The sequence below is a fragment of the Actinomadura sp. KC06 genome, from assembly GCF_004348735.1.
GTDB lineage: Bacteria > Actinomycetota > Actinomycetes > Streptosporangiales > Streptosporangiaceae > Spirillospora.
Map to the genome: position 1 here is coordinate 1 of NZ_SMKT01000207.1, position 12,475 is coordinate 12,475.

Consider the following 12,475-nt stretch of genomic DNA (forward strand, 5'->3'; position numbering starts at 1 on the left):
GGCCGGGGCGGCGGGGCACGCAGTTCTGGCCGAACTGGATGCCGCGGTCGCGGGCGCGGTAGGCGGCGAGCGTCCGCAGCGGCTCGCGGCCGCGCTCGCCGGTGTCCTGGTCGGTGGTGGTGATGACGCAGCGAGTGCAGGGCCGGACCACCTCGATGACGGTCTCGCCGATGCGCAGCAGGCGCGCGTCGTCCTCGCCGTACGCGCCGAGGCCCGCCACGACGAGGCTCGGACGGAACCGGTTCATGGGGAGCGGCTCGGCGTGCCGGCCAATGAGGCGCGCGTTGAGGTCGTCGAGGGATTCGGCGGAGATGAGCAGCAGCGGGTAGCCGTCCGCGAACATCACCTCGCCGCCGCCGTGGCGCGTGGGCCGGTGCCCGGTGAAGCGCACCAGCCGGCAGTCATGGCCGAGGACGGACGCGAACCATTCCGCCGCCTCCTCGCCTTGGTCGACCCCCTGGCATTCCTTTCGCTGGACGGTCACGTCCAGGATTTCGCCGTCCTCCAGCGCTTTGTGGACGAGCGGTGAGGCCGCGCCCGGAGCATTCACCGTGAGGATCTCGCCGTCATAGGACGGACGCAGCAACGCCATCCCCGCGAGATCCCGCTGCGAAAGAAAACGGCCCTCGGGTGTGACGAGCATGAACTCGCGATCGAACGGCAGGCCCCGTGCGGTCAGTTCGGCAGTGCGCAGAGCGGTTCCGCCGCCGCTCTTGAGGGGGTAGGCGTTCAGTTCGACGAGCGTCGCCGTCACGGTCCCTCCTGATGGGTCGGCTAGTGGCGGGCGGCGGGTTACTGGAGGGCGGCCAGGCGGTCGAAGACGGGGCTGAGGCGCTCGACGAAGCGTTCGGGACGGCACACCTCGTCCAGGCAGGCCTCGTCCAGCTTCAGGCCCGCTTCGGCGGCGTGCCTGCGCAGCGTCTCGCGGAACGGGACGCCGGTCTCCCACGTCTCCATCGCGGCCTTCTGGACGAGCGGGTACGCCTCGTCGTCACGCGACATCCCGGCCTCGACCAGCTCCAGGAGCACGGTCGAGGTGTAGATGAGGCCGCCGGTCGATTCGAGATTGGCCATCATCCGGGCCTCATCCACGACAAGTCCGGACATGAGGCGGTTCGTCAGGTTCAGCATGTAGTCGAGGGCGACGGACGCGTCCGGCAGCGCGATCCGCTCCGTGGACGAGTGCGAGATGTCCCGCTCGTGCCACAGCGGAATGCCCTCCAGGACCGGGACGATCTGCGCCCGCACGATCCGCGCCATCCCGGCGAGCCGCTCCGAGATGATCGGGTTCTTCTTGTGCGGCATCGCCGACGAGCCCTTCTGGCCCTTCCCGAACGGCTCCCACAGCTCGCGGACCTCCGTCCGCTGCCCGTGCCGCACCTCCAGCGCGACCGCCTCGCACACCGTCGCCATGATCGCCAGCGCCGACACCCACTCGCTGATGCCGTCCCGCATGACGACCTGCGTGGACACGTCCGCGGACCGGAGGCCGAGCTTGCGCGCGACGTGCAGCTCGACGGCCGGGTCGATGTTGGAGTACGTCCCGACCGCGCCGGAGATCGCCATCACGCCGACGGCCTCGCGGGCCCGCCGCAGCCGGTCCCGCGACCGCGCCATCGCGAACGCGAAGTCGGCGACGCGGTGGCCCCACACGTCGGGCTCGCCGTGGATGCCGTGCGTCCGTCCGACCCGCAGCGTCGCCCGGTGCGCCAGCGCGTGGTCGCGCAGGGTCGCGACGAGCGCGTCGGCCTTCGCGAGCAGGATGTCGGTGGCCTCGACGAGCTGCAGCGCCAGCGCCGTGTCGAGCAGATCGGACGACGTCATCCCGAAATGGACGTACCGCGCGGCCTCACGCGGCTCGGTGTTGTCGGCCCACGCCGACAGGAACGCGATCACATCGTGCTGCGTGACCGCCTCGATCGCGTGCACCGCCTCGGGCGTCGGCGGCGGCGCGTTCCGGACCGGCTCGACCACCTCCGGCGGGATCGTCCCGGCCTCGGCGTGGGCCTCGACCACCAGGGTCTCGACCCGGCACCACAGCTCGTACTTGTGCGCGTCGCTCCAGACGCGTCCCATTTCCGGAAGCGTGTACCGTTCGATCACCCGACGATTGTCCCAGGTCGACGGGCCCGCCGTGCGCCCGGGCTCGGGGTTCAGGCCCTGGTCTGGATGGCCTTGAGCGCGATGTCCGAGCGGTGGTGGGAGCCGCGCAGGCCGATCCTCGAGACCGCCTCGTAGGCGGCGCCGCGGGCCGCGCCCAGGTCGGGGCCGGTGCCGACGACGTTGAGGACGCGCCCGCCGGACGCGACGAGCCGTCCGTCCGCGTCGACCTTCGTGCCCGCGTGCAGCACGTACGCGCCCTCGACCGCGGCGGCCTCGTCCAGCCCGGTGATCTCGTCGCCCTTCACCGGCGCGGCCGGATACCCCTCCGCCGCCACGACGACCGTGACCGCCGCGCCCGGACGCCACTCGGGCCGGAACGCCGGGTCCAGGCCGCCGATCGCGCACGCCTGCAGGAGCTTCCCGATCGGGGTCGCGAGCCTGTCCAGGACGACCTGCGTCTCGGGATCGCCGAACCGCGCGTTGAACTCCACCACCCGCACGCCCTTGGACGTCAGCGACAGCCCCGCGTACAGCACGCCGACGTACGGCGTCTCGCGGCGGCGCAGCTCGTCCACCGCCGGCTGGACGACCGTGGACATGACCTCGTCCACGAGCCCCGGAGGCGTCCAGGCGAGCGGCGTGTACGCACCCATCCCGCCCGTGTTGGGCCCCTCGTCGCCGTCGTGGGCGCGCTTGAAGTCCTGCGCGGGCAGCAGCGGGACGGCGTTCTCGCCGTCGCACAGCGCGAACAGGGAGACCTCGGGACCGTCCAGGAACTCCTCGATCACCACCCGCTCGCACCCGGCGGCATGCCGCGACGCGGCCGCGCGGTCCCGCGTGACGACGACGCCCTTCCCCGCCGCGAGCCCGTCGTCCTTCACCACATAGGGCGGGCCGAACGCGTCGAGCGCCTCCTCCACCTGCGTCGACGTGTCGCACACCCGCGCGTCGGCGGTCGGGACCCCCGCCTCCGCCATGATCTCCTTCGCGAACGCCTTGGACGCCTCGATCCGCGCGGCGGCGCGATCCGGCCCGAAGCACGGGATCCCGGCCTTCCGCAGGGCGTCGCCGACGCCCGCCACCAGCACCGCCTCCGGCCCGACCACCACGAGATCGATCCGCAGCCGCTGCGCCAGCTCGGTCACCGCCGTCGGATCGGTCGGATCGAGCTGGTGGTTGTCCGCGATCCCGGCCGTGCCCGGATTGCCCGGGCCGCAGTGGAGGGCGGTGACGACGGGGTCGCGGTGCAGGGCGCGGGCGAGCGCATGCTCGCGGCCACCCGATCCAAGGACGAGTACTCGCACGCCACGCGAGCTTACTTGCCGGAGCCGCTGAGGCGGCCGTCACACCGTCGCCGTGTGAACCTCATCGATGCGGGCGGCGTCCTAAATGTCGGCTGGTAGGCTTCCACAGGCTTTACCGCTTGCCGTGAGAGGCGTGAAAGGAGGTGGTCGGGATGAGTCCTGGTGATCCTTGCAGTTCGCCGGAAAACCCTCACAGTCCGGGCAGGACTGTCCGACCGTCCGCCTCCATCTGGCGTCCGGCCACCGCTCCCGCGCGCTCCCTTCGCTGACCGGCCTGGGTCGAGCGCGCCACTGCGCGCGTGGCCGGCGGGTTAGGAGCACCTCATGGCCATGACACGAGTCCGGCCGGGCCGCGCACTGTTCAAGACCCGCGGCCGCCCCACCGGCGTCCAGGCACCGCACCGCGGCTCCGCCGTCATCGATTGGGCCGCCTACATCGACGGGCATCGCGCCTCCACCGACACCGTCGCCGACGCCGTCCGCCTGATCCGCGACGGCCGCCTCACCGCCGACGGCGACAGCGCCGGCTTCGTCTGGGTCGGCCTCCACGAGCCGTCCGCCACCGAGCTCACCGACCTCGCCGAGGTGTTCGGGCTGCACCCGCTCGCCGTCGAGGACGCCATCAACGCCCATCAGCGTCCCAAGCTGGAGCGCTACGACGACGTCCACTTCGTCGTCATGAAGACCGTCGGCTACGTCTCCACCGGACCCGGCGGCGCCGAGGTCGTCGAGACCGGCGAGATCATGATCTTCTGCGGGCCGGACTTCGTCGTCACCGTCCGGCACGGCAAGCACGGCGCGCTCGGCCCCGTCCGCCGCGACCTGGAGCAGGACCCGGCCCGCCTCGCGCTCGGCCCCGCCGCCGTCCTGCACGCCGTCGCCGACCGCGTCGTGGACGGCTACGTCGGCGTCGCCGAGGCCGTCATGGAGGACATCGACGAGGTCGAAGAGGCCGTCTTCTCCCCCGAGCGGACCGACGAGTCCCGCCGCATCTACCGCCTCAAGCGCGAGGTCATCCAGCTCAAGCGCGCCGTCGGCCCCCTCGCCGGCCCGCTGCGCCACCTGTCGGGACGCCGCTTCGTCCCCGCCGAGATCAAGGAGTACCTGCGCGACGTCGAGGACCACCTGACCCGCGTCCGCGAGCAGGTCGAGGCGTACGACGAGCTCCTCAACCCGATCCTGCAGGCCCACATGACCCAGGTCACCGTCGCCGACAACAGGGACATGCGGAAGATCTCCGCCTGGGGCGCCATCTTCATGGTCCCCACCGCCATCGCGGGGATCTACGGGATGAACTTCGACTTCATGCCCGAAACCCAATGGCGCTTCGGCTACCCCATGATCCTCTGCGTCATCGCGACGGCCTGCCTCTCGCTCTACCGAGGCTTCCGCCGCAACGGCTGGTTGTGATTCCGGGGCCCGTCACGGACGGCGGTCGGGGTAGTCGGTGACTATCGCGTCTACGCCGTACTTGGTGAAGCGGATCATGTCTTCGGGGGTGTTGACCGTCCAGACGATGACGGGGAGCCCTGCGGCGTGGGCCTGGTCCACCAGGGCGGGGGTCGTCAGGACGTGCTCGGGGGAGACGGCCGTGGCGCCGATCGTCGCGGCGGCGGAGACCGGGTCGTCGGGTGGGTGGCCCGCCAGCCATTTCGTCCCGGCGGCGAGGGTTTTGCGTTCGTAGAGGGCTACGCGGCCGAACTCAGGGTGGTTGTCTCGGGCCGTGGTGAGGACGCGCCAGTCGAAGGCCAGGAGGCGGGTTCGCTCCGTCAGGTCGGCGGATTTCAGGACGTCCACTGTGGCCGTTAGGAGGTCGTCGATCTCTGTGAGCGGCCAGGTGGGGTCGGTCTTGAGTTCTACCGAGAGGGTCACGTCCGCTGGGGCCAGGAGCTCGCACGCCTCTGTGAGGGTGGGGATGCGGGCTCCGGGGACGGGGGTCTGCGTGAAGCGCTCGTGGGGTCGGACGCCCGCGTCCACGGTGCGGAGCTGGGCGAGGGTCAGGTCCCGGATGCGCTTGCCGACGTAGGGGTAGGCCGGGTCGTCGGGACGGACAGGTGCCGTGTCGGTGAGGTTGGCCGGTGAGAGCGTCTGGTCGTGGTTGAGGACGACCACGCCGTCGGCGGACAGGCCCACGTCCAGCTCGATGGCGTCCACGCCGAGGTCGAGGGCGTGGGCGAAGCCGGGGAGGGTGTTCTCCGGGCGGAGTCCGCGGGCGCCGCGGTGGCCGTGGATCTCGGTGGGCACGTCAGACGAGGGAGCGGAGGGAGAGCGTCTGGTCGCGGCCGGGGCCGACGCCGATCGCGGAGATGCGGCAGCCGGACATCTCCTCCAGCGCCCGGACGTACGCCTGCGCGTTCTTGGGAAGGTCCTCGAACTTCTTGGCGCCGCTGATGTCCTCTCGCCAGCCGTCCAGGTACTCAAGGACGGGCTTGGCGTGGTGGAACCCGGTCTGCGTCGTGGGCAGTTCGTCCGCGCGGACGCCGTCGATCTCGTAGGCGACGCACACCGGGACGCGCTCCAGCCCCGACAGGACGTCCAGCTTCGTGAGGAAGTAGTCGGTGATGCCGTTGACGCGGGTGGCGTAGCGGGCGATGACGGCGTCGAACCAGCCGCAGCGGCGGTCGCGTCCCGTGGTGACGCCGTACTCGCCGCCCGTCTTGCGCAGGTACTCGCCCTGCTCGTCCAGTAGCTCGGTCGGGAAGGGGCCCGAGCCGACGCGGGTCGTGTACGCCTTGATGATGCCGATCACGCGGCTGATCTTCGTGGGGCCGATGCCGGAGCCCGCGCACGCGCCGCCCGCCGTCGGGCTGGACGACGTCACGAACGGGTACGTGCCGTGGTCGAGGTCGAGCAGCGTGCCCTGCGCGCCTTCCAGCAGGACGACCTTGCCACCGTCCAGCGCCTCGTTCAGGACGAGCGTCGTGTCGGCGACGAACGGCTTGAGCCGCTCCCCGTACTCCACGTACTCCTGCACGATCGGCCCGGTCTCGATGCGGCGCCGGTTGTAGACCTTCGTCAGGACCTGGTTCTTCTCGCGCAGCGCCAGGTCGAGCTTCTGGGTGAGGATGTTCGGGTCGAACAGGTCCTGCACCCGGACGCCCATCCGGTTGATCTTGTCGGCGTAGGTGGGGCCGATGCCGCGTCCGGTGGTGCCGATCCTGGCCTTGCCGAGGTAGCGCTCGGTGACCTTGTCGAGGGCCCGGTGGTGCGGCATGATCAGGTGCGCGTTCGCCGAGATCAGCAGCCGTTCGCAGCTCACCCCGCGGTCCCGCAGGCCGTCGATCTCATGGAGCAGCACGGCCGGGTCGATGACGACGCCGTTGCCGATGACCGGGACGACGTCCGGCGACAGCACCCCGGACGGCAGCAGGTGCAGCGCGTAGCTCTGGTCGCCGATGACCACCGTGTGCCCGGCGTTGTTGCCACCCTGGTAGCGGACGACGTAGTCGACGTCCCCGCCGAGCAGGTCTGTGGCCTTGCCCTTGCCCTCATCTCCCCATTGGGCTCCGACAAGAACGATGGCAGGCATGCCACTTTTCCTTCCCACGACGAAGGCCCCGGTCGCCGCAAGCGCGCGAAGGGGCCTCTTGCGATCAAAGCGTACCCGCACCTGGACGGCAAGGAAACCGGAGGCGAACGTCCGCGCCGGTCAGGTGGCGTTGAGGGTGTCTGCCGCGGTCGGGCTGCTGTCGCGGAGGAAGGTCTTGCAGCGTTCGGCCTCGCCGTCCTCGCCGATGGCGGCGGCGGCGCGGCCGAGGGCGTGCAGGGCGCGGAGGAAGCCGCGGTTGGCCTCGTGCTCCCACGGGATGGGCCCCTGGCCCTTCCAGCCGGCCCTGCGGAGCTGGTCGAGGCCGCGGTGGTAGCCGGTGCGGGCGAACGCGTACGAGTCGATGACGCTGCCGTTCGCGAAGGCGCGGTCGGCCAGCTCGGCCCAGGCGGCCGGGAAGTCGGGGTGGCGCGCGGCGACCTCGAACGGGTCGACGCCGTTCTCCAGGGCCGTGCGGGCCTCGGTGTTGTCCGGCAGTTCGGTCGGAGGCGGGCCGCCGAGCAGGTTCTGGGTCATGCGGGTCATCGTAAGCGGGCCTGTCATGTCCGCATCAACCCGGGTCACGGCCGATGTGACCGGCGTGCGGAGCCCTAGGCGGGCATGGGGAGCGGCAGGTGGAAATGCGCGGCGCCGCCGTCGCGCGTCGAGCGGGCCGCGGGCCAGCCGTGGCGGATGAAGAGGAGGCCGCCCTGATTGGTGAGGGTGACGTCCGCGCCGAACTCGGTGATGCCCCGGCGTTCGGCCAGCTCGGCGAGGCGGGCGACCAGCGCGCTGCCGACGCCGTGGCGCTGCCACGGGTCGGTGACGAGCACGGCGATGTCGGCGCACCACGGCCGCTTCGCGAGGCGGACGTACTCGGCGCTGCCGATGATCTCGTCGCCGTCCAGCGCGACCAGGGCCTCGCTGTTCCAGTGGTCGAGGCCGTCCAGCAGGCCGAGGTAGTGCTCGGGGATGTACGGGGTTCCGGAGAAGAAGCGGGTGTAGAGGCTGGTGGCGGACAGCCGGTCCGACATCCGCCGGACGCCGTCGCGGTCGGCGATGCCGTACGGGCGCACCAGGACCCGGCGGCCCCCGGCGCCGCGACCCTCAAGTTGCTTCATGAAACTCATTGGACCGCAAAAGGTTTCGTGAAGCAACTCAATGAGCCGGGGCGCGGGCGGGGCGGGTGTCAGGCGGCGGGGCCCGGACGAGGCTCGACGTCGGCGGGGCCCAGGTTCCTGTCGCAGGAATCGCAGGTGAACTGCGGGGTCAGCGTCCCGGCGCAGCCGCGATGGCCGATGATCAGCGGCGGCCCCTCGGGCGCGTAATGCCGGTCGCCCCACATCAGCAGGGTCATCACGGCGGGCCAGAGCTCCACGCCCTTGCGGGTGAGCCGGTACTCGTACCGCTCCGGCCGCTCCTGGTACGGGACGCGGCGCATGATGCCCTCGTCGCACAGCCGGAAGAGCCGGTCGGCGAGGACGTTGCGCGCGATGCCCAGCGCGTCCTGGTAGTCGTCGAAGCGCCGCACGCCCTGGAAGGCGGTGCGGATCACCAGCATCGTCCAGCGGTCGCCGACGACCTCCAGCGACCGCGCGACCGAACAGTTCTGTGAGTCATATGTGCGGGGTAGTGCCACATCTCCGACACTACCCAAGTTTCGTCAAACAACGCGCCTGTTCCACTGCCGGAGCAGCCGTCTGACCTGGACGATCTCCGTCACCGCCACGCTCACCGCGCCGCCCCTGCGGCGAGCGTGACGGTCTACGTTCAGTGCCCGCTACTTCAGCTTCTTGCCCGCGGACTGGAGGCTCTCGCACGCCTCCACGACCCGCGCGGCCATCGCGGCCTCGGCGGCCTTGCCCCACGAGCGTGGGTCGTACTGCTTCTTGTTTCCGACCTCGCCGTCGACCTTGAGCACGCCCTCGTAGTTGCGGAGCATGTGGTCGGCCACCGGACGGGTGAACGCGTACTGGGTGTCGGTGTCGATGTTCATCTTGATGACGCCGTACGACACCGCCTCGCGGATCTCCTCCAGCGTCGAGCCGGAGCCGCCGTGGAACACCAGGTCGAACGGCTTCTCCTTGCCGTGCTTGGCGGCCACCGCGTCCTGGATCTCCTTGAGCACCTCGGGACGCAGCTTCACCGAGCCCGGCTTGTAAACGCCGTGCACGTTCCCGAACGTCGCCGCGAGGATGTAGCGGCCCTTCTCGCCGACGCCGACGGCCTCGGCGGTCGCGAGCGCGTCGCCGGGCGTCGTGTAGAGCTTCTCGTTGATCTCGTTGGCGACGCCGTCCTCCTCGCCGCCGACGACGCCGATCTCCATCTCCATGATGATCCGCGCCTTGGCGCACTCGTCGAGGAGCTCGGCCGCGATCTGCAGGTTCTCGTGCAGCTCGACCGCCGACCCGTCCCACATGTGCGACTGGAACAGCGGCTCCTCGCCGCGCGCCACCCGCTCCTGCGAGATCTTGATCAGCGGGCGCATGAAGCCGTCCAGCTTGTCCTTCGGGCAGTGGTCGGTGTGCAGGGCGATGTTGACCGGGTACCTGGCCGCCACGACCCGGGCGTACTCGGCGAGCGCGCTCGCGCCGACGACCATGTCCTTCACCGCGGCGCCGGACAGGTACTCGGCCCCTCCGGTCGACACCTGCACGATCCCGTCGCTCTCGGCGTCCGCGAAGCCGCGCAGCGCGGCGTTCAGCGTCTGGCTGGACGTCACGTTGATCGCGGGGAAGGCGAAGCCGTCCCGCTTCGCTCGGTCGAGCATCTCCGCGTAGGTCTCGGGCGTTGCGATGGGCATTGGTCAGCGTCCTTTCATACGCAGTGAACGTCGTCGTCCGGCCTGTCGCCAGAGTCCTCGCCGGCGCGGCGCCGCCGGATCAGGACGTTCAGATGTGCCGCCGGGCGTCCAGCGGGCGGTAGCACCCGGACGTCGCATACCCAAGCACGAGCCAAGGTCACGCGCTTTTCCGGGTCGGGCATGCCGTCAGCCCTCAGTATCTCGCCTAATCGGAGCGTGTGGAAAGGTACGCTCGCGGTGTGGATCTCTCGACCCTTCCCCTCGACATCACCGAGTTGCTGCACCCGCAGTGGTGGCTGCAGCTGTTCGGCACGTTCGCGACGATCGGTGTTCTCCTCATCATCTTCGCGGAGACCGGACTGCTGTTCGGCTGCATCCTGCCCGGCGACTCGCTGCTGTTCACGGCGGGAATCCTCACGGCGGTCTCGACGATCAACGGGGAGGAGTTCCAGCCGCTGTCGCTGCCGTGGCTCCTCGTCGGCGGCCCCATCGCGGCGATCGCGGGCGCCCAGCTCGGCCACTTCCTCGGTGCCCGCTATGGGCGAAAACTCTTTGATCGTCCCGATTCCAAGATCTTCAAGCAGGAGTGGGTCGAGAAGGCCGAGTACTACTTCAACCGATTCGGTCCGGCCAAGGCCGTGGTTCTGGCCAGGTTCATCCCCATCGTCCGGACGTTCCTCAACCCGCTCGCCGGGATGCTCGGCATGTCCACCCGCCGGTTCTTCATCTGGAACTGCATCGGCGCCGTCATCTGGACGGACAGCCTGTTCCTCCTCGGCCACTTCCTCGGTTCCGAGGTTCCCGACATCGAGCGCTACATCCTGCCGGGCGTCGCGGTGATCCTCGTTCTGTCGGTCATCCCGATCGTCCGAGAGGTCCTGAAAGGCCGCAAAGCGGACCGGGGTCCAGATAAGAATGACCCCGAAGAGTCACGTCCGTCGCTCAGCGGTGACAGTTATCGCTAACCTCCCCATGTGGGACGTCATCGGTCGGACCCTAGGGGTCTCGCGCGCATACTGATCGCGGCTGTGGCCGTGCTAGCCGCCTTGGCCCTCCTCGTCGGCGGAGGCATGGCTCTGGTCAACGCGGTCTCCGGCGAGCCCGAGCAGAAGGGACCGTCGTCGAACGCGAGCCGGCCGGCCGCCGAGGAGACCAGCGGCGGTGATCCGTCCCCGGAGACCGCGACGTCGCCGGCGGTCGCCCTGCCGCTGGTGATCCGCGTGACCGGCCCGGCGACCTACGTGTTCGTGCGTGTCGCCGACACCGGCAAGGTCCTCACCAAGGGCACCCTCAACCAGGGCGAGACGCGCAACTACAAGGAGGCGCCGCTGCAGGTCGTCGCCTACAACGGCGGCGCGGTGCAGGTCGTCATCCACGGCAAGGTGCAGCCGCCGAAGGCGGACGGCCAGCGCGGCGAATGGTTCGTCAAGCCCCGCGGCGGCTGACCCGGGCGGTGCGACGGCCAGACGGCTAACCCAGGTCGAGGTCGGCGACGTCGTAGGGGTGGCGGTAGACGAGGCCCTCGTCGGCGATGCGCCCGGCCGCACCGCGCTCCAGGATCGTCGCGACCGCCACGACTTCCGCGCCCGCCTCCCGCAACGCCTCCACCGCGGTGAGGACGGACCCGCCCGTCGTGGACGTGTCCTCGACGGCGAGCACGCGCCGTCCCGCGACGTCCGGGCCCTCGATGCGGCGCTGCAGCCCGTGCGCCTTGCCTTCCTTCCGGACGACGAACGCGTCCAGCGACCGGCCGCGCGCCGCCGCCGCGTGCAGCATCGCGGTCGCCACCGGGTCGGCGCCGAGCGTGAGGCCGCCGACGGCGTCGTAGTCCAGGTCGGCGGTCTCGTCCAGCATGACCCGTCCGACCAGCGGGGCCGACGACCCGTCCAGCGTCACCCGCCGCAGGTCGACGTACCAGGACGCCCGCTTCCCCGAGGACAGCACGAAGTCGCCGTGCACCACGGCCTTGTCCTTGATCTTCCGCAGCAGCTCATCACGATCGCTCACGTGAAGAACCCTATTGCCGCCGTGTACGGTGCCCGGCATGACGCCGGGAACACTCGTCCTGCTGCACGAGCCGAACGCCACCGCCGCCGCCTGGGGCGACCTGCCCGAGATGCTCCGCTCGTACGGCCTGGACGTGATCGCCCCGGACGTCCCGGACGACACCGGCCCCCGCTACATCGCCCGCGTCTCCCTCACCATCACCGCGACCGACCCCGTGCCCCCGCTCGCCCTCGCCGCGCACGGCGCCGCCGGACCGCTGCTCCCGGGCATCGCCCTCGCGCAACGCGCCGCGCACCGCCCGATCGCCGGCTACGTGTTCATCGACGCCGATCTGCCCCGCCCCATGCGGCACGACCACGAGTCGCCCCAGAACGACGTCCCCATGCCCCCAGATTGGCCGGAGGCGCCCTGCGGGTACCTCCGCACGCATTCGGACCGCTCCGCCTCGTCCGGCCACGACCAGGCCATCAGGGAGGCCCGCCTCCGCGGCTGGCCCGTCACCGAACACGAACCCCCGACCGCAGTGGCCCAATCCCTAAGCGAACTCCTCATGGAGCTCTAGCCAGGGCGCCTACGCGTTCTTGAGGAGGTCGTCCAGGAGGGCGTCGTAGTCGTCTTCGCTGCGGCCCAGGTCTATGCGGGCGCGGTAGCGGAGGCGGAGGAGGGCTTCGAGGCTGTCCTCGGCGATGGCGACGTCGTCGGGGCCGGGGGTGAGGGTGTCGGCCTCAGGGG

The 12,475-nt window shown here is 70.6% G+C and carries 14 protein-coding genes; 4 read left to right on the plus strand and 10 right to left on the minus strand.

What is annotated here, in order from left to right; genetic code table 11:
- The 3 genes from E1287_RS38070 to purD form a co-directional block, all read right to left on the minus strand.
- On the minus strand, positions 1-754 hold a 754-nt coding region (locus E1287_RS38070; protein ID WP_131970143.1), incomplete at its 3' end, for an MOSC N-terminal beta barrel domain-containing protein.
- 38 nt (positions 755-792) lie between these two features.
- Complete coding sequence (purB, locus tag E1287_RS38075; RefSeq protein ID WP_131970144.1) at positions 793-2,103, minus strand: adenylosuccinate lyase; 1,311 nt, start codon at positions 2,101-2,103, stop codon at positions 793-795.
- Between the two features lie 50 nt (positions 2,104-2,153).
- Positions 2,154-3,407, minus strand: coding sequence for a phosphoribosylamine--glycine ligase (purD, locus tag E1287_RS38080; RefSeq protein ID WP_131970145.1), 1,254 nt, complete (start codon positions 3,405-3,407; stop codon positions 2,154-2,156).
- A 324-nt stretch (positions 3,408-3,731) separates the two neighbouring features.
- Between purD and E1287_RS38085 the strand changes: the two genes are divergently transcribed.
- Complete coding sequence (locus E1287_RS38085; protein WP_131970146.1) at positions 3,732-4,817, plus strand: magnesium and cobalt transport protein CorA; 1,086 nt, start codon at positions 3,732-3,734, stop codon at positions 4,815-4,817.
- 12 nt (positions 4,818-4,829) lie between these two features.
- Here E1287_RS38085 and E1287_RS38090 read toward each other — a convergent pair whose 3' ends face one another.
- The 6 genes from E1287_RS38090 to fbaA form a co-directional block, all read right to left on the minus strand.
- Positions 4,830-5,651 carry a glycerophosphodiester phosphodiesterase family protein gene (locus E1287_RS38090; RefSeq protein ID WP_131970147.1) on the minus strand — a complete coding sequence of 274 codons (822 nt, stop codon included), beginning with the start codon at positions 5,649-5,651 and terminating at the stop codon, positions 4,830-4,832.
- A gap of 1 nt (position 5,652) precedes the next feature.
- Positions 5,653-6,936, minus strand: coding sequence for an adenylosuccinate synthase (locus E1287_RS38095; protein ID WP_131970148.1), 1,284 nt, complete (start codon positions 6,934-6,936; stop codon positions 5,653-5,655).
- A 120-nt stretch (positions 6,937-7,056) separates the two neighbouring features.
- Entirely contained in the window at positions 7,057-7,479 is a 423-nt protein-coding gene (locus E1287_RS38100; RefSeq protein WP_131970156.1) for a DUF3151 domain-containing protein, read from the minus strand.
- Between the two features lie 65 nt (positions 7,480-7,544).
- The gene (locus E1287_RS38105; protein WP_243719714.1) at positions 7,545-8,054 is read right to left on the minus strand and encodes a GNAT family N-acetyltransferase; all 510 of its coding nucleotides are present in this window, start codon (positions 8,052-8,054) and stop codon (positions 7,545-7,547) included.
- A gap of 68 nt (positions 8,055-8,122) precedes the next feature.
- The gene (locus E1287_RS38110; protein ID WP_131970150.1) at positions 8,123-8,572 is read right to left on the minus strand and encodes a helix-turn-helix domain-containing protein; all 450 of its coding nucleotides are present in this window, start codon (positions 8,570-8,572) and stop codon (positions 8,123-8,125) included.
- Positions 8,573-8,713: 141 nt separating this feature from the next.
- Entirely contained in the window at positions 8,714-9,736 is a 1,023-nt protein-coding gene (gene fbaA, locus E1287_RS38115) for a class II fructose-bisphosphate aldolase (protein ID WP_131970151.1), read from the minus strand.
- Between the two features lie 239 nt (positions 9,737-9,975).
- Between fbaA and E1287_RS38120 the strand changes: the two genes are divergently transcribed.
- Both E1287_RS38120 and E1287_RS38125 read left to right on the plus strand, forming a co-directional pair.
- Positions 9,976-10,701, plus strand: a complete 726-nt coding sequence (locus tag E1287_RS38120; protein ID WP_131970152.1) for a DedA family protein — start codon at positions 9,976-9,978, stop codon at positions 10,699-10,701.
- 105 nt (positions 10,702-10,806) lie between these two features.
- On the plus strand, positions 10,807-11,181 hold the full coding sequence (locus E1287_RS38125) for a RodZ domain-containing protein (RefSeq protein ID WP_243719715.1): 375 nt from the start codon (positions 10,807-10,809) through the stop codon (positions 11,179-11,181).
- Positions 11,182-11,206: 25 nt separating this feature from the next.
- On the opposite strand, the gene pyrE is transcribed toward E1287_RS38125, so the two are convergent.
- The gene (gene pyrE / locus E1287_RS38130; protein ID WP_131970154.1) at positions 11,207-11,743 is read right to left on the minus strand and encodes an orotate phosphoribosyltransferase; all 537 of its coding nucleotides are present in this window, start codon (positions 11,741-11,743) and stop codon (positions 11,207-11,209) included.
- A 37-nt stretch (positions 11,744-11,780) separates the two neighbouring features.
- Between pyrE and E1287_RS38135 the strand changes: the two genes are divergently transcribed.
- A complete protein-coding gene (locus E1287_RS38135; RefSeq protein ID WP_131970155.1) occupies positions 11,781-12,305 on the plus strand; it encodes a hypothetical protein in 525 nt (174 codons plus the stop codon).
- Positions 12,306-12,475 lie beyond the last annotated feature (170 nt).